This window comes from Commensalibacter sp. M0355, from assembly GCF_016101365.1.
Lineage (GTDB): Bacteria > Pseudomonadota > Alphaproteobacteria > Acetobacterales > Acetobacteraceae > Commensalibacter > Commensalibacter melissae.
In genome coordinates this window covers 380,357-398,754 of record NZ_JACFQQ010000001.1, presented here as the reverse complement: position 1 = coordinate 398,754, position 18,398 = coordinate 380,357, and the positions used below count along the sequence as shown (strand labels likewise).

At 38.9% G+C, this 18,398-nt stretch carries 14 protein-coding genes; 8 read left to right on the top strand and 6 right to left on the bottom strand.

Features of this window, described 5'->3' with window-relative positions; genetic code table 11:
- Window position 1 precedes the first annotated feature (1 nt).
- Window positions 2-1,399: a glutathione-disulfide reductase gene (gene gorA, locus H3T44_RS01980; protein ID WP_198195798.1), complete on the top strand. Its 1,398-nt coding sequence runs from the start codon at window positions 2-4 to the stop codon at window positions 1,397-1,399.
- Between the two features lie 8 nt (window positions 1,400-1,407).
- Here gorA and H3T44_RS01975 read toward each other — a convergent pair whose 3' ends face one another.
- The 4 genes from H3T44_RS01975 to H3T44_RS01960 all read right to left on the bottom strand — a co-directional run bounded on the left by H3T44_RS01975 (window position 1,408) and on the right by H3T44_RS01960 (window position 4,590).
- A complete protein-coding gene (locus tag H3T44_RS01975) occupies window positions 1,408-1,809 on the bottom strand; it encodes a hypothetical protein (protein ID WP_110438249.1) in 402 nt (133 codons plus the stop codon).
- 196 nt (window positions 1,810-2,005) lie between these two features.
- Complete coding sequence (locus H3T44_RS01970; protein WP_197037490.1) at window positions 2,006-2,659, bottom strand: methionine ABC transporter permease; 654 nt, start codon at window positions 2,657-2,659, stop codon at window positions 2,006-2,008.
- 40 nt (window positions 2,660-2,699) lie between these two features.
- Window positions 2,700-3,737 carry a methionine ABC transporter ATP-binding protein gene (locus H3T44_RS01965; protein WP_110438248.1) on the bottom strand — a complete coding sequence of 346 codons (1,038 nt, stop codon included), beginning with the start codon at window positions 3,735-3,737 and terminating at the stop codon, window positions 2,700-2,702.
- A 40-nt stretch (window positions 3,738-3,777) separates the two neighbouring features.
- Window positions 3,778-4,590: a MetQ/NlpA family ABC transporter substrate-binding protein gene (locus H3T44_RS01960; protein WP_232347477.1), complete on the bottom strand. Its 813-nt coding sequence runs from the start codon at window positions 4,588-4,590 to the stop codon at window positions 3,778-3,780.
- A gap of 258 nt (window positions 4,591-4,848) precedes the next feature.
- Between H3T44_RS01960 and H3T44_RS01955 the strand changes: the two genes are divergently transcribed.
- The 5 genes from H3T44_RS01955 (at window position 4,849) to yegQ (ending at window position 10,767) form a co-directional block, all read left to right on the top strand.
- Window positions 4,849-6,240, top strand: a complete 1,392-nt coding sequence (locus tag H3T44_RS01955; RefSeq protein WP_122123782.1) for a class II 3-deoxy-7-phosphoheptulonate synthase — start codon at window positions 4,849-4,851, stop codon at window positions 6,238-6,240.
- A 39-nt stretch (window positions 6,241-6,279) separates the two neighbouring features.
- Window positions 6,280-7,491: a nicotinate phosphoribosyltransferase gene (locus H3T44_RS01950; protein WP_370552714.1), complete on the top strand. Its 1,212-nt coding sequence runs from the start codon at window positions 6,280-6,282 to the stop codon at window positions 7,489-7,491.
- Window positions 7,492-7,522: 31 nt separating this feature from the next.
- Complete coding sequence (locus H3T44_RS01945; protein ID WP_110438598.1) at window positions 7,523-7,915, top strand: hypothetical protein; 393 nt, start codon at window positions 7,523-7,525, stop codon at window positions 7,913-7,915.
- Between the two features lie 39 nt (window positions 7,916-7,954).
- Window positions 7,955-9,292, top strand: coding sequence for a glutamate--tRNA ligase (gltX, locus tag H3T44_RS01940; protein WP_198195796.1), 1,338 nt, complete (start codon window positions 7,955-7,957; stop codon window positions 9,290-9,292).
- 116 nt (window positions 9,293-9,408) lie between these two features.
- Window positions 9,409-10,767, top strand: coding sequence for a tRNA 5-hydroxyuridine modification protein YegQ (gene yegQ, locus H3T44_RS01935; protein ID WP_198184636.1), 1,359 nt, complete (start codon window positions 9,409-9,411; stop codon window positions 10,765-10,767).
- A 159-nt stretch (window positions 10,768-10,926) separates the two neighbouring features.
- Here yegQ and H3T44_RS01930 read toward each other — a convergent pair whose 3' ends face one another.
- Window positions 10,927-11,928: a DUF563 domain-containing protein gene (locus tag H3T44_RS01930; protein WP_198195794.1), complete on the bottom strand. Its 1,002-nt coding sequence runs from the start codon at window positions 11,926-11,928 to the stop codon at window positions 10,927-10,929.
- A gap of 383 nt (window positions 11,929-12,311) precedes the next feature.
- The gene (gene recG, locus H3T44_RS01925; protein ID WP_198195792.1) at window positions 12,312-14,426 is read right to left on the bottom strand and encodes an ATP-dependent DNA helicase RecG; all 2,115 of its coding nucleotides are present in this window, start codon (window positions 14,424-14,426) and stop codon (window positions 12,312-12,314) included.
- Window positions 14,427-14,489: 63 nt separating this feature from the next.
- Between recG and H3T44_RS01920 the strand changes: the two genes are divergently transcribed.
- Together H3T44_RS01920 and mfd are read left to right on the top strand one after the other, a co-directional pair.
- Window positions 14,490-14,786, top strand: a complete 297-nt coding sequence (locus H3T44_RS01920; RefSeq protein ID WP_155568270.1) for a succinate dehydrogenase assembly factor 2 — start codon at window positions 14,490-14,492, stop codon at window positions 14,784-14,786.
- A gap of 11 nt (window positions 14,787-14,797) precedes the next feature.
- Window positions 14,798-18,268 carry a transcription-repair coupling factor gene (mfd, locus tag H3T44_RS01915; RefSeq protein WP_198195790.1) on the top strand — a complete coding sequence of 1,157 codons (3,471 nt, stop codon included), beginning with the start codon at window positions 14,798-14,800 and terminating at the stop codon, window positions 18,266-18,268.
- The last annotated feature ends 130 nt before the right edge of the window (window positions 18,269-18,398 follow it).

Genomic DNA, 18,398 nt, shown 5'->3' with positions numbered 1-18,398 from the left:
CATGAAATACGACTTTGACCTTATTGTTATAGGAGCAGGTTCAGGCGGTGTTCGCTGTGCCCGTATTGCAGCTTCCCATGGTGCCCGTGTTGCGGTTGTTGAGAAACAATATTGGGGTGGTACCTGCGTAAATATTGGCTGTGTACCAAAAAAGCTTATGGTTTATGCAAGCAATTTCAACAACCAGGTCAAAGATAGTCATGGATATGGATGGGATACGGTTCCCGGACACCATCATTGGCCTGAATTTATTGAGGAAAAAAACAAGGAAATAAAACGGTTAAATAATATTTATATTTCCATGTTGGAAAGGGCGGGAGTGATTCTATTTACAGGTCATGCCTCTTTCAAAGATGATCATACTCTTAAAATCTCATCTTCTGTATTATCTGATGAAAAAGCAGAAGATAAATTTATTACAGGCAAGCATATTGTTATTGCAACAGGCTCATCGCCCACGAAACTTGATATTGAAGGAAATGAATACGCCATTACTTCAGATGAAGCTTTTTATTTGTCAAAACGTCCGGAAAATATTGCCATCATTGGATCTGGATATATTGCACTTGAGTTTGCCGGCATATTTGCCGGACTGGGTTCAAATGTGGATTTAATTTATCGTCAACCTGTCCCCCTCAGAGGATTTGATCAGGATATACGTCAGGCTGTCTATGATGCGATTGAACAGCGTAAGGATATTATCCAACATGTCAAAGCCCATCCAAAAAAGATTATTAAACAAGGTGAGCAATATCATCTTTATCTTGATAACGGAGAAGTGGTGCAAACAGATTGTGTATTTTTTGCCACTGGTCGGCATCCCAATTTGTCAGGATTAAATCTTGAAAAAATTGGGATTGAAAAGGGGAAAAAAGGGGAAATCATTGTTAATGAAGATTTTGAAACTCGAATTCCCCATATTTATGCCATCGGTGATGTGATAGATTTTGTTAATCTTACTCCTGTAGCCATTGCTCAAGGACATGCTCTGGCTGATCGTTTATTCGGAAATAAAATTCGTAAAAGTAACTATGACTACATTCCAAAGGCTGTATTTTTTAATCCACCAATTGGAAGCATTGGTTTAACTGAAGAAGAGGCTGCACTAAGAGGAGCAGTTGATATCTATATCTCCAATTTTACGTCAATGCGCTATAGTTTAACGGAACGTAAGGTTAAAACCTTTATTAAAATGATCGTTGATCAATCGTCGCAAAAGGTTGTTGGACTTCATATTGTCGGAGATGACGCACCAGAAATGCTGCAAGGATTTTCAGTTGCAGTTGCGGCAGGTTTAACCAAGGCAGTTTTTGATGAAACAATCGGTATTCATCCAACCTCTGCGGAGGAAATTGTAACCCTTCGTCAGGTTGCAAGGGTTACAGATAAACAAAATTAAAAGTTTGATTATCGGGGGGTTAACCATCCATTTCCTGTTGAATCCCCTAATTTCCCCTGTCCCATTGGGCCACTTTCCTGATACGCTGTACCATATTTTGAAAGATTGGCACCACTTACCTTGTCTTTCGATTCAGCCAAAGCTTGTTGATGCTCGGGATCTGGTCCATTTTGCATGTTCATGGAAGGCGCATAGGTATAACCGGGAGGTGGTTCACGGTGTCCTCGAACGGTAATATGTTCACCCCCTTTTTCAGCTTCCTGGGATTTCATTTGAACGGATTGTTTGGATAAGCCTGGTAAAGTTCCGCTTTCTTCTTGATTGATTGGCGTAACTTGTGCATAAGTTTTGACAGATAGTAAAGTCGTAGAAAGTAAAACTGTATACAATCCAGTTTTAAACCAATTCATTATAATTTATCCTTTATGGCTTTAAAAAATAGCTGATATAGATTTATAATTTACGTTCTTGATATAATATACCAAATTTGAAAAGTTAAGCCCGTGATGAAATGGATGGGTTTATTCTTCAATCTATAACATAAAATGAAATAAAAACATATTTGATGATTTCAGAAATATCAGTAATTTTAATTTTATCTAAGGATTAACGGTGATTATATTTTCTTGCAAGATAATCTCCCAACCATTGAATTCCTGAAATCATGAGCACCAATATAACGATTACAATTCCCATAATATCCGATCTGAATTGTTGATATCCATATTGTATAGCATAATGACCCAATCCACCTGCCCCAATGGTCCCAGCCATGGCGGATATTCCAATAATCAGGATTAGAGTCACGGTAAAACCGGAAATGAGTCCCGGTAAAGCTTCAGGCAATAGAACCTCTTTAATAATTGTAAAATTGCTTCCTCCCATCGCTTTAACTGCCTCAATAAGATTACGGTCGACTTCCTTAAGGGAAACTTCCGCTATTCTGGTAAAATAGGGAATAGTTGCAATAGTTAGCGGAACAATTGCTGCAGTCGTGCCAATAGCGGTTCCAACAAGAAATCGTGTTACGGGAATTAGGGCCACTAGCAATATTATAAAAGGAATGGATCGGAATATATTAATAATGAATCCAATCGATCGATTACATATCGGTGCGGGCCTTAAACCGTCAGGTGCGGTGATAACCAGGAAAAGGGCGAGAGGTAATCCACCTGTCAAGGTTAGCAAACCACAAGCTAGAGTCATTTCCAATGTCTGGCCAATAGCAATATATAACTGCTCAAGTTGATATGTTGAAATATGAGAGTACTGACTTATGAGATTATTCATTTGATCAAGATTAAAGACGGACATAACCAACCTTTTCAACTGTCTCAACACCCATGCTTGTAAGAGCTGTTATTGTTTGTTGCCATTGATCCGCAGGAACGGCAAGAAATGTCGTGCCAATTGGTGTTTCACGTATATGGGTTATGTTTCCTTCCAACAGTACTGCGGAAATTTGATAATCTTTTTGAAGATTAGCTATTAAGGGATCTCTTACAACCTTGCCCATCATGACGACATGTAGAATGGCATGGTCATTCCTGTCAGGGTTGGGATGAATATTTTGCGATATACTTTGGGGAAGGGAAGGCTGTTCCTCTTGCAATAATTGTTGGGTTGTTTCCGATTGCGGATGAGCAAAAACTTTACCGACTGCTCCCTCCTCGATGATTTTACCTTTTTGCAGAACAAAAACTCGATCTGCTAAAAGGCGGATAACACTCATTTCATGAGTGATCAAAACAATTGTAAGTTTTAGTTTCTGATTAATTCGTAATAAAAGTTCAATTATTGAACGTGTCGTTTCTGGGTCAAGGGCAGAGGTTGCCTCATCACATAACAAAAGGGCGGGATTGGCTGCCAGGGCTCTTGCTATTCCAACACGTTGTTTTTGCCCCCCCGATAACTGGGCTGGATAATTGAGGGCCTTGTCAGGAATGCCAACCAGTTCGAGCAATTCTTTTGCTTTCTCAATTCGCTTGGCTTTAGGAATCCCTGCAATTTTCAAGGGAAGGGCAATATTATTTAAAACATTTTTAGAATTAAGTAGATTAAAATGCTGAAAAACCAGCCCAATTCGCTGTCTCAATGGAATAAGAGCCTTTTCAGGCAAATGGGCTATATCTTTTCCTTCAATCTTGACCTTGCCACTTGTTGGTTTTTCCAGCCCCGCCAAACATCGTAGCAGAGTTGTTTTTCCTGCTCCAGAGTGTCCGATAATTCCAACTATTTCTCCTTTTTGAATCGAGAAAGTAAGGTTGGATAATGCGGCATGATTGCCAAAATTTCTGCATACATTGTCAAATTCAATAACGGGTAAATCTGAAGTCATAAATTTTTATCAATTAAACTGCATTGAGGAAAAGAATGTGTCACCATGCAGGCAATATAGCGCCGTGAAATTTATCTTCCATTGTCTTTTTCACGGCATCGGATTGAAAACTCTCCAGCAACAATTTCATTTCAGGGCGGTTTTCATCCCCTTTACGTACAACCAAGATATTGTCATAAGGACTGTCTTTAATATCCTCTCTAAGTAAAGCAGATTTTGGATTGATCCCGGCCGGTATGACGAAATTCGTATTGACCGCGGCCATTGTGACATCATCTAGGGCACGGGATAATTGGGCGGCGTCAAGATCAATAAGTTGAAAATGATGTGGATTACTGATGACATCCCCAAGTCTAGGTAATGCCGGAGCATTCTGCCGTAGTTGGATGAGATTGGCTTTCACTAGAAGATTAAGAGCTCTGCCTTGATTGGAAGGATCATTGGGAATGGCGATTTTTGCTTGGTCAGGAAGATCACGGATGGATTTGATTTTATGTGAGTAAAAACCCAGTGGTTCTGCCCATGTTTTTCCAAGAACGGTCAATTTATAATTTCTTGCTTGAATTTGCGCATCCATGAAGGGAACTGTTTGGAAAGCGTTGGCATCAATATCTTTACCAACAAGCGCTTCATTTGGAATATTGTAATCGTCAAAATTGACCAGTTGAATATCAATGTTTTTTGTTTTTGCAACTTCCTTGGCGGTAAGGGCCAGTTCCTCTTCAGGACCACTAATGATACCGACACGAATAGTTTGAACGGTGGAGGCGGCTTTAGTTTCTTGCGGAATACCCGAATAAAGGATAAATGCGGTTAAGCTGGCAAGAAAAGCCCGGCGAGAGAAAATCATCATTAACTGTTGTTCCCATTCGTTCAAGGTCAAAGATATTTAAGGAAAGTTTTATATAAAAATCGTGTATCTGTATAGAGTATATTATATGAAACACCATACAATATTAAAGCTGCTGGTTAATTATTTTATAAATATGGTTAATTTTTTATATTATAAGATAAATAATATGTTTTTTTAGGAAAATGTTATTGTATGTTTGAATGTAAAATATTAGATAAAATATTTGTAATTTAAGCTTTTATTGAAACAGGATTTACAATGGATAGTAAGATATTGTCTGATGCTAATGTAAATAAGAACTGGACACCAGATTCTTGGCGTTCATTTCCAATTAAACAGGTGCCAGAATATCCAGATCAATCCGTATTGAAATTAATCGAAGATAAATTATTCCAATATCCACCTTTGGTTTTTGCAGGTGAGACGCGTAAACTGAAACAGCAATTGGCAGCAGCAGCGGAAGGTAAGGCATTTGTATTACAGGGTGGGCCTTGCGCTGAAAATTTTGAGGAATTTACGGCTGATATCATTCGGGATATGTTCAGGGTTATTCTTCAAATGGCTGTCGTTCTGACGTTTGGAGCAAAAGTTCCTGTTGTAAAAATTGGTCGCATTGCAGGTCAATTTGCCAAACCACGCTCTTCATCACATGAAAATAAGAACGGTATGAGTCTTTTATCATACCGTGGCGAAATTATCAATGGAGCTGAATTTACGAAAGAGGCCCGTACTCCAGATCCGAGAAGAATGGAAATTGCCTATTTCCAGTCAGCTGGGACCTTGAATTTGATCCGTGCATTTGCAAATGGTGGCTATGCTAATCTAAATGAAGTCCATCGCTGGAATCTGGATTTTGTCAAGCGCCTGCCTCTGGCAAAACAATACAACAAATTGGCCAATCGAATAGATGAAACTCTAGCGTTTATGAAAGCTTGTGGCTTGACATCACAAAATACGCCGCAAATTCATGAAACAGAATTTTACACATCTCATGAAGCCTTATTATTGCCCTATGAACAGGCTTTGACACGAATTGATTCAACATCCGATGATTGGTATAATTGTTCGGCGCATTTTTTATGGATAGGTGATAGAACACGTCAACCTGATGGTGCGCACGTTGAATTTTTGCGAGGCGTTAAAAATCCGGTTGGTATCAAGGTTGGTCCATCTGCCGATTTGGAGGATTTATTAAAATTGTTGGATATTTTGAATCCAAACAATGAACCGGGACGTATTTCTCTGATCAGTCGCATGGGGGCTGCAAAAGTTAGGGATTATTTGCCCAAGATAGTTCAGGGGATTAAAGATTCTGGTCATATTGTTACATGGCTTTGCGATCCAATGCATGGGAACACGATTTCAACAAGTAACGGGGTCAAGACACGTTCATTTGATTCAATACTTGCTGAAGTTATAGGTTTTTTTGATGTAATGACTTCTTCAAACGCTATTCCGGGTGGTATTCATGTTGAAATGACCGGAACAAATGTTACGGAATGTATCGGTGGAGCCCATCATCTAAAGGAGTCTGATCTTGCAAAACGATACCAGACATTTTGTGATCCTCGTTTAAATGCTGAACAGTCTTTGGAAATCGCTTTTCTGCTTGCTGATGAGTTGACCAAAAGAAATTTTGCGGCTCATTAACAGGAATATTGTTTTGTAATATTATTGAAAGTCAAATGGATGACTGATGGATTAGAGAAAAAGAACGTGGATAAAATTCTGTCATCTACCTTGGCTGTGACAGTACCTGGTAATAATGAGGAAATATTAAATCGTACGGATATGTATTTTGTTCGTACACAGAAAATAATCGAGCAATATGGGGATACAGAAGTTGTTTATGCCGTTTTTTTACGACGTCCTGTAATTTCTGCACCTCGTATTGCTCTTGAATGGCTAGAGCATATTATCGCCAGGGAAAAAATTAATGCCAGTTATAAACTGGCATTTCCAGAAGGGGAATGGGTTGGAGCAGGGTTGCCGATACTATACTTAAAGGGATCCTTTAAACAGCTTGTCACACTGGAAACCATATTATTGCAAAAACTCGGCGCCTGTTGTGTTGCCGCCTGCAATGCGTTTCAGATGACCCAACTTTTGCCAGATACAAGCTTCATCGCGATGGATGCGCGACATTGTGCCGGTTATGAAATGCAGGAGTTGGTGGAGTATGCTGCATGGGTTGGTAGCAAGGCAGCACAAAAAAAGAACGGAGCGAAAGGATTTATCGGGACTGCGAGTACGATAACCTCAAAATTTTATGGATTACATCATGGACTTGGAACAATGCCGCACGCCTTGATCGGTTATGCCGGTTCAACCCTTAAAGCTGCTGAAATGTTTCATGAGCAGTTTCCAGATCAGGAACTTGGTGTATTGGTTGATTACTTTGGTCAAGAAATTACCGATGGATTGGCGGTTTGCAAGGCTTTTCCAGAATTGGCGGCCCAGGGTAAAGTTTTGCTGCGCTTGGATACTCATGGTGGACGATACATTGAAGGACTGAATAGACAGTCATCATATGAACTGTTAATGCGATATGCTCCTGAAACAATTCAACGCTATTGTTCCGAAAAAGAATTGACATATCTGGCAGGAACAGGTGTCTCTGCGGCTGCAATATGGTATATGCGTAAAAAACTTGATGAGGCCGGATTTGATAGGGTTAAGATCATTGCCTCATCGGGGTTTGATATCGAGAAATGTCGTATCATTTCTGAAGCAAGAGCCCCGGTTGATATTGTCGGGACCGGTTCATTCATTCCTGTTTTATGGAATGAAACATATGCAACTGCCGATATTATTGCCTATAATGGCAAACCTTTGGTTAAAAAAGGTCGGGAATTTTTGATTAATCTTGCCCGACAGTATATGCCTAACTTGGGAATATGATAATTTATAATATATGAATGGGGTAAATAATTTGCAAAATCAAGAAGATCAGAACAAAGAAGACAAGAGAGAATATAATGTACAGATCTTTGATCTTTCGAGTGAGCAAAAAAATGAGGTCACTGAAGTGGTTGCCGGTTTTTACAGTTTGGAACATGCCAATGCATTCGCCAAAACTTATGTTCGGGACAGTGTTGAAAGATGCCGTATTCCGGGAGCTTCACGACAGGAAATCTTTGATGCTTGGTCAGCTTTTGGAGAAGATGCGAAAGTTGTTGATTCACGAGAAAAAGAGAATTGGGATTCTTCGGATTCCATTATGATGTTTATTGAAAATGTTGCTACGCCAATGGAAAGGGACTGGCGTGCGCTTGATCCACGTCGTTTGGTGGAAGAGGATGATTTTCCTGAAGACGACAAATAATATAAGTTTTCTTTGTTAATTAAAATACAAGTACAGATTATGAAATTACGTTTTGCCCCAAGTCCTACTGGTTTAATGCATGTAGGAAATGCCCGTCTAGCAGTTGCTAATGCACTTTATGCCCGTCATCATGGTGGAACCTTTATGTTGCGTATTGATGATACGGATGTTGAACGCTCCAAGGAGGAATATGTTCGGGAAATATATCAGGCATTAAAATGGTTTGGGATTGGCTGGGATGAATTCATGCGTCAATCTGAACGTATGGATCGTTATCAATTGGCAATAGAAAAATTAAAACAGTCTGGGCGTCTGTATCCATGCTTTGAAACTAAACAGGAGCTTGATTTTAAGAGAGAGTTGCGTCGTCGGCAAAATAAGCCTCCTATTTATGATCGGGCAATGCTTAAGCTTACGTCTGAACAACGAAAAGAGGCAGAGGCAAACGGAAAAAAACCTCATTGGCGCTTCATGCTTTCTGGGCGTGAAATGAAATGGAAAGACTTGGTTATGGGTGACTGTCACGTCAAATTATCCTCCATTTCCGATCCAGTCATGATCAAGGCGGATGGTACCGTTTTATATACTTTGGCATCAGTTGTCGATGATCTTGAAAGTGGCATTACGCATATTATCCGGGGTGAGGATCATGTGACAAATACAGGTGTTCAACTGGATTTGATTGAGGCATTGACTGATCATCCAAATACCATCCAGTTTGCACATCTACCGTTACTGCTTGACGAGGATGGGGGTAAGCTTTCAAAACGATTGGGAAGTATCTCTTTGCGCCGATTACGCGAGGATGGATTGGAGGCAAAAGCTGTGGTTTCCTATCTGGCAAGATTGGGGACATCAAGAGATCCACAATTGTTGTCTGTTGACGAATTGGCAAAGGATTATGATTTATCCTCATATTCGCGTTCACCAGCAAGGTTCGATATTCAACAAATGTTGGCATTGAATAAAAAGTGTTTGCATACAATGGAATTTTCAGAAGTCAGAGATCGATTGCCTGAAGCTGTTACAGAAGAATTCTGGAATATTGTCCGACCCAATATCGATATATTGTCTGAAACGCGATATTGGTGGGATTTGGTTCATGAGGATATTATTCCTGAAGTTGCGGATGAAGATAAATCATATCTTCATCTGGCCTTGGAATGTTTGCCAACTGAACCTTGGGGGCAAGAGACCTGGAGCCAATGGACCAATATTTTGAAAGAGGTTAGTGGTCGAAAGGGAAAATCTCTTTTTCATCCATTGCGTCTGGCATTAACACGAGAGGATAAAGGGCCGGAGATGAGAGGGCTTTTACCGCTGATTGGGCGAGAAAGAGTGGTCAGACGGTTAACGGAGGCATGTTCTCTTGCCTAGATAAATTAAATTATGAAGATAAATAATTTTATCTTCATATAGCTTTTTTAAAAGGTTGAAAAATTTCTTGGCTTTGTTAAAAAGGCTTTTTTATTTCATTAAAGTTTTACCTTGTTATGCGTCAATCTTTGAAAACAGAACTTTTAAGTCCAGCCGGTACGTTAAAAGCCATGCGATATGCATTCGCATACGGTGCAGATGCGGTCTATGCAGGACAGCCACGTTACAGTCTGCGAGTTCGCAATAATGAATTCAATCACCAAAATCTTAAAATCGGTATTGATGAGGCACATGCTCAAGGAAAATCTTTCTATGTGGTGGTTAATATTGCACCTCATAATGCAAAGTTAAAGACATTTATCAAAGATTTGGAGCCTGTTGTTACCATGGGACCTGATGCTTTGATCATGTCTGACCCTGGACTAATTATGATGGTGAGGCAACATTTTCCTCAAATGGCCATACATTTATCCGTCCAGGCCAATGCTGTTAATTGGGCCACGGTTAAATTTTGGAAAGAGATGGGATTAACACGGGTTATCTTGTCACGTGAGCTTTCCCTCAAGGAAATTGAAGAAATTCATCAACATGTTCCAGATATCGAATTGGAGGTATTTGTGCATGGGGCCCTTTGCATGGCTTATTCAGGTCGGTGTCTATTGTCGGGATATATTAATCACCGTGATGCCAATCAGGGAACATGTACAAACTCTTGTCGCTGGAAATATGATGTTGAAGAGGCAAGTGAAAATGAATTGGGAGAAATTGTCAATAAAAACCAATCTGAAACATGTTGTAAATCTGGTGATGTTCCACCTACCTTGGGTGAAGGGGAGACAACAGATAAAGTTTTCATTCTGCGCGAAGAAAAACGCCCTGATGAGGAGATGACAGCCTTTGAGGATGAACATGGCACTTATATCATGAATTCGAAGGATCTGAGAGCAATTCAGCATGTTGAAAAGTTGGTTAATATTGGTGTTTATTCCCTTAAAATTGAAGGGAGAACAAAATCTCATTATTATTGTGCCCGTACTGCTCAAATATATCGCAAGGCAATTGACGATGCCTTGGCAGGTCGGCCATTTGATATGAATTTGATGACAAGTTTGGAATCTCTGGCTCATCGTGGATATACTGAAGGTTTTTTAAGTCGACATAAACATAATGAATATCAAAATTATGAAACAGGTTCATCAATTTCGGTTAAACAGCAATTTGCTGGTGAATTCACTGGTAATTTCAGGGATGGCCTTGCCGAAATCGCGGTTAAAAACCGTTTTGAAATTGGTGATCAACTAGAAATAATGACTCCTGGCGGAAATGTTAGCTTTACTTTAGAAAAAATGGAAAACACGAAAGGGGAAGCCATTAAAATCGCACCAGGAAATAGTCATATTGTCTATATTCCTGTCCAGAAAAATCTTTCTCTCGAATATGCGTTACTTATGCGATATCTGAAAACTGAATCATAATTGAGAATATTGGGTTTATTAATCATTGGGGGGATTTATTAAACTGCGGAAAAAATTTTTCCTAAAGGGTGAACTGTTAAAATATTATAATATTTCTTAATTTACCTTACCTTGATTTTTGTTTGTTAATATTGCATTTAATGATCAGATGAAGGAATTCTAATTTATCAATTGATTTATCGCACTGGATAAATCATTTTCTGTTAAAGGTTGATCACTTAAATTTATGCAACCATAACGTTGCTTTTTAACTGCGGTAAGAAGATAGAAACAATTACGCAGATGATTTTGGTTATCCAGTTTTCTATTTAACTCCAATAGAGCTGTATCTTTTTTTGCAAAGACCATATTTGCTAAAGCTGCACCATGAGGGGCGATAATCAGATCAGCCTGACGAAAAAGATTGACTTGTGCAGCAAAATCCATGTTTTCAAGAAACACTTTTTCAATTGATTTCTCATTCAAAACTTTATCAATAATACGCTGTTCATCAAAACTAATTCGAGGATTTGGATGATGTTCCCTTGAAATGTAAAAACGTTTGGGTAATGAAGCATTGACAGGGGGCTGGATTGTATCGAATAAGGTATAAATTTCATCAAATGTTAGATATAATTCCGGCATCAGGGGATTATGCCAGAAAAAATGCAGATTTTTTACAGGATAAATACCATAATTCATAAAAGTGGCACGATTAATCAATCCACTATATTCAAGGCTTTGAACATAAGTTGTTGGTGAGAAAGCACATTGCCGATTGTTGAATAGGCTATGTTCAGATGGTAAGGCAAGAATTGTATCAGGTGGCAATATGGAATTGGCTAATTGTGTTTTGGAGATTCCATACAATAACCAATGATAATAATTAAAGCAAGCAGCGTCAAAACCCACAAAAACATTATCTAAACTGGACTTTTGTTCAATGTCTGGAAATAAAAAGCCAGAATGATTTTCACTGGGTGGCAATTGTTGTTTTATTAAAAAACAAGAAGGTTCATCAACGATATATCCTTCGGATGTTACGATTACTCCGTCCAGTCCCGGGAAAACGATAAAATATGCGTTTTTAAGGGTAAATAGAGTCAAATACGTAAGAGGTAAAGTTATTTGATCATTTTTTTTAGGATTTGATCTTACGTTATAATAAGACAACCCACGCATGAAATCCCTTTTACCTGTTATAGTATTAAAATTTTGGGGAAGAGATAAAATGGCAGGGGATGAAATACAAATTTTTTTTTGCTTTGATATTTTTTCAAATGAACGGAAATCTTGTTTTAAAATTAAATTATTTGAAATCATTTTATAAAACTTTAATTTTTTTGAAATAAATGAAAATATAAAAAAGAGAAAGGAAATATTTGTCAATATGTTATAATATTATTGATTTGTGGCAAATTAAATATGAAATTATTTCAATAATTGAAGAATAAATTTATGTTAATTTAATTATCTTAAAATGATGTTTCTTCAGATTTTTTGAATTACAAATTATAATTTATTGAAAATTGTTTTTTTTTATTATTGTGATGCTATTCTGGATATCATCCTGCTTTGATAAGGTTTTGAATATTATTTTTTTCAAATAACATGAGTAAAACTTGTATTGACGTTTTTTCATCAATGGAGGTCTGAGCCTCTTTGTTATACCAGTATTCAGCAGCTTTCCAGGCTGTATTAATCCAATGATCCAACATGATTTCATTGACCATTTTAAAATTGGGTAAACCGGATTGTCTACGACCTGTTACCTCTCCGCCGCCCCGTATCCTGAAATCCTCATCAGCTATCAGGAAGCCATTCTCTGTGTCTCGTATGAGGGATAATCTTTTTTTCGCTATATAACTAATTTTATCATCATGTAAAAGAAGACAGTATGACTGTTTTTCTCCTCTTCCAACACGCCCACGTAATTGATGCAATTGTGCAAGACCAAAACGTTCTGCATGTTCAATAACCATGATGTTAGCATTGGGAATATTGACGCCAACCTCGATGACTGTGGTGGCAACTAGTATTTTGGTTTTATTGTGTGCAAATTTATCAAGTTCAGCTTGTCTTTCGCCGGTATCTTGTTGGCCATGCGCTAGGCCTACATTCTCGATACCAAAATAATGCTGTAGGCTCATGTAACGATCTTTGACTGCAGCCAGATCCATAACCTCGCTTTCTTCAACTAGAGGACAGACCCAGAATATTTGACAACCTTTTTGAATGGCTCTTTTGATACCCTCCAAGATTTTATCAATTTTGCTTAATGCATGTAGCGTGGTATGTATAGGTTTACGATTTGCAGGTTTTTCTGTAAGATGACTAACCTGCAATTCTCCCCATCTTGTCAGTAAAAGGGTTCTTGGAATAGGGGTTGCTGTCATTACAAGTGTATCTGTATTTTCCCCCTTTTCCCCCAGTCTAATGCGTTGTTCAACACCGAAACGATGTTGTTCGTCAATAATGACAAGCGCCAGGTTATGAAAAACAACTTGTTCCTGAAACAAGGCATGTGTACCGATAGCAATTTTTGTTTTTCCGGTTTTAATTTTATCGAGGGTTTCCTTGCGAGCTATTCCTTTTATGGAACTGCTTAAAAATGAAATTTCAACAGGAGCAAGTTTCATAAAGGTTTCATAATGTTGTCTGGCAAGAATTTCAGTGGGTGCCATAATAACACTTTGGAATCCCGCTTCAACAGCCTGTAAGGCGGCCATTATAGCAATAATGGTTTTACCGGAACCGACATCTCCCTGTAATAATCTTAGCATGCGATAAGGGCGTTCCATATCTGTCTGAATTTCCCTGAATGCCTGTCTTTGGGAAAATGTCAGTGAATATCCGAATTTTTGTAAAGCGTGGCAAATAAGATGATTATCACCAATCAGGGATTTTCCTGTGGTTAACTGATTTGTATGTTTTATTTTTATAATGGCTAATTGTTCCGCGAATAACTCATCAAATGCCAAACGGGAACGTGCCCGACTTTCAACAGCTTCATAGGTTTGATTTTCAAAAAAAGTGGGGAAATCTCCTGGAAAATGTAGCAAATGAAGCGCTTCTTTAAAACTTGGCCAATGGTGTTGATGTAAAAGGGAAGGATTGATCCATTCGGGCAATTCGGGACATAGGTTTAATGCCAGGCGTAAAGCTTTTGAAAGATTTTTTGGGAAAAGGCCTGCTGTTAAGGGCCATACAGGTTCGATTAATGGAATGGCCTGTTGGTTATATATAGGTTCAATATAATGTGGATTGGTTATAATCAGTTTGTTATTTTTATTTTCTAAAAGACCTGAAACAACAAATATTGTATTAAGGGTCAGTTTTTTTGCTTGCCACGATGAAAAAAATATCATTTCAGCTTTAGCACTGCCATCGTTAACAAATATACGCCAGGGTTGTTTATGATGACGGGGTTTTTCAATATGGGTAATTTCTATTTGAAGTGTAACTATTTTTCCAGGGATTGCATTTTGCAATTTGGGGCGATATCGTCGGTCAATTATTGAAGTGGGCAAATGAAAGAGTAAATCAATAATTCGCTCACCACCAATTGCATGGGTCATTAACTTGCTCAATTTCGGACCTATACCTTTAAGACTGGATAAGGGGGACAATATAGGTTTTATGGAAAGATAAAGGGAAGGTGGAATAGAGGGGGGACTCATGATTATTTTGGTTATGAGAGTGTAGAATTGTTTAAATTTAGATATCAGTATAGGATATGTTAAATGGTAGAGCAAAAAGAAAATATAAGTTCACTTGAGGCACGAAAACGCAGACTGATTTATCGTGCAACTCATAGAGGGACCTTCGAGGCTGACTTAATCATCGGTCAGTTTGCGATGATGAATGTACCATCAATGACAATTATTGAAATTGAGGATTTTGAAAAAATAATGGAATTGGCTGATACAGATCTGATGTTATGGTTGACAGGTTTCGAGCCTTACCCAAAAAAAATTGAGAGTCCTGTTTTTCTTTCGCTATATCATTTTGCTCAACAAAATAAACCGAATAAACATTAAGGAGAAATCGCATGGGGGGAGCCTCAAAAAAGCAATTTAAAAATTTTTTGCCGATATGGGGAGCTCCCGAGGGATATGATGCCTTTTTATTAAGTAAAATTGCTCAGGAATGTTATCAAAAAGATAACCATGTTCTGGTTCATGTTGCACGGAATGATATAGATATGAACCGGTTGGCTGATTTACTCTATTATATCGCACCTCAATTAAATGTTTTGAATTTTCCTGCCTGGGATTGTTTGCCTTATGACCGTGTATCCCCGAACAAGGCAATAACCTCGGAACAGGTAGCAACATTGACGCAATTACTTGAACCCTTGACCGGGCCAAGGATCATATTGACGACAATACCCGCACTGTTACAAAAAATAGCACCTAGATCAGTCTTTGCAGGACGTGCTTTGACCCTTAAACAAGGTGAAAGTCTGGATCAGGAATTTTTAGTCGAACTTCTTGTTGCGCAGGGATACAATCGTACGGATACAGTTATGGAACCGGGTGAATTTGCCTTGAGGGGTAGTTTATTTGATATTTTCCTGGCTGGGGAAGAAGAGCCTGTCCGCTTGGATTTATTCGGAGATGAGATAGATTCAATTCGCTGTTTTGATCCGATTACGCAACGCTCAACTCGGAAAGTTACAGAACTTGTTTTAAGACCTACCGCAGTTTATTCTCTGGATGAGGAAAGCATATCAAGGTTTCGTACGAAATGGCGAGAACTGTTTGGTCAGGGATCAATGAGTGATCCAATTTATGAAGCCGTTTCGGAAGGCCGAATGGTTCAAGGACTTGAACATTGGTTACCTCTTTTTCATGATAAGATGGAAACGTTTTTTGATTATGTTTCTGATGTTAAACTGTCTTTTTCATATCAGGCCGAGGAGGCATTGCAACCAAGACTGGAAATGATTGCTGATCATTATGAAGCCCGCAAACAGCCAGTAAGAAATGACGAAGTTGTATATCGTCCCTTACCACCTGATTTGCTATATCTTACTCAATCTGAATGGCATCATATAATCACGCGATATAAAGGGGTGTATTTTTATCCTTTTGCAATGCCTGACGGATCCAGTGGAATGGATGCAGGGGGAAGGCCAGGTATAGTTTTTGCTAAAAGTAATCTGACAGTCGAAGCCGATAATGTTTTTGATATGTTCAAGTCAAGATTCAGGGAATGGTATTCATCTGGACGGAAAACATTGGTTGCCGGCTGGACAAACGGATCAAGAGAGCGCATCGCTACATTATTGAAAGAACACAAAATCGCCGTTCAGAAACTGGAAGGGTGGCAAGAAGTTAAAAATTTCAGGGAAGCTTCTGTTGGATTATTGACTTTTGGTTTGGATCGCGGATTTGTTGCCGATGATTTCATTCTTGTTTCTGAAGCCGACTTGTTAGGGGAAAGAATTTCACGTCCACATAGAAAACGGAAAAAAGCCGAGCAGTTCATTTCAGAAGCTTCTGAAATTAGCGAGGGAGATCTTATTGTACATCAGGAATATGGGATTGGTCGTTATCAAGGACTGGTTAATCTGGAAATAGGTGCTGCGCCACACGATTGTCTGGCACTTGTTTATCATGGTGATGAAAAATTATTCTTACCTATCGAAAATATTGAGTTATTGAGCCGTTATGGATCTGATCAAACGGGTGTTGCTCTGGATAAACTGGGAAGTCCTGCATGGCAAAAACGTAAAGCCACAATGAAGGCTCGTATTCGGGACATGGCTGGTGAGTTATTGAAAACAGCCGCGGCCCGCTTGATGCAGGAAGCGACGATCGAGACCCCTCCTGAAGGATTGTGGGAGGAGTTCTGTGCACGGTTTCCCTTTATTGAAACGGATGATCAGGCAAGGGCTGTTGCTGATATTATTCAGGATCTTGCTTCCGGACGTCCCATGGATCGTTTGATTTGTGGGGATGTTGGTTTTGGTAAGACAGAAGTGGCATTACGTGCCACTTTTATTGTGGCCATGAATGGAGGCCAGGTGGCGGTTGTGGTACCGACAACCCTATTGGCACGTCAACATTATCAAACCTTTGTGAAACGTTTTGAGGGATTTCCGGTAAAAATTGCCCAACTTTCCAGAATGGTGACATCAAAAAATGCGGCACAGATCAAAAAGGAATTGGCAGATGGCAATGTCAATATAGTGATTGGTACACATGCTTTACTAGCCAAGACGATCAAGTTTGCAAATTTGGGTATGCTTATTATAGATGAAGAACAGCATTTTGGTGTTGCGCACAAAGAGAAATTGAAAACCTTGCGTGAAGATATTCATGTATTGACATTATCTGCCACCCCATTACCAAGGACGTTGCAATTATCATTGACTGGAATGCGAGAGATAAGTCTAATCGCAACGCCTCCAATTGATCGTTTGGCTGTTAGAACTTTTATCATGCCCTTTGATCGTATCGTTATTCGAGAGGCTATTCAAAGGGAGCGATTCAGAGGGGGGCAAATATTCTGTGTTGCACCACGTGTTCAGGATTTGCAAAACCTGCAAGATCAACTTTTGGATATAGTTCCAGATTTACGGTTGGTACAAGCTCATGGGAGGTTATCCCCTACAGAACTTGAACGGGTGATGACTGAATTCAATGAAGGTAAATATGATGTATTGCTTTCGACCAATATTGTTGAAAGTGGACTGGACATGCCAACTGTCAATACACTGATAATCTATAAGGCTGATCATTTTGGATTAGGTCAGTTATATCAATTGAGAGGTCGTGTGGGACGGGGAAAACAGCGTGGATATGCGTATTTGACATGGCCACAGCATCATTTTCTTTCAAAGAATTCTGAAAAGCGACTGGAAATAATGCAGTCACTGGATAATCTTGGGGCAGGATTCACTTTGGCATCTCACGATTTGGATTTGAGAGGGGCGGGTAATCTGCTGGGAGAAGAACAGTCTGGTCATATTCGGGAAGTTGGCGTTGAGCTATACCAGAAGATGCTTGAAGAAACAGTAGCAAGCCTCCGTGCAGAAAAAAATAATCAGTTATTGGAAAATCAGGATTGGACACCCAATATCACTTTGGGATTACCTGTTCTGATCCCGGAAACCTATGTGACGGATCTATCAGTAAGATTGGGTTTATATCGACGAATAGGCAATCTGGAAAATCATGATGATATTGAAGCCATGCAAGTGGAATTGATAGATCGTTTTGGGACCTTGCCTGAAGAAGTAAGCAATCTGCTTCATGTAATGAAACTGAAAAAACTTTGTAAAAAAGTTGGTGTTAATCGCATTGAGGCTGGACCGAAAGGGGTTGTTGTTCAGTTTTTTAACAATCAATTCAAAAATCCTGAAGGATTAGTACAATGGATAGCCGGTATTAAAGATCAGTCTGTGAGATTGCGTCCTGATGGTAAATTGATATATTTGCGAGAAACCCCGTTTGCAAAACGGATTCAGCGTTGTCAATTCTTATTAAACAAGCTTGTTGAAATTTACCGATAATAAAACGTCATTTCCTAAATTAAGCAGACTGAATTTAGCTAGAAATGACATTTTGAAGCATTCATGAATTTATTTATTAATAAGACATAATTTATTAAAATCATTGAATATTTTTTAATCCAATGATAAT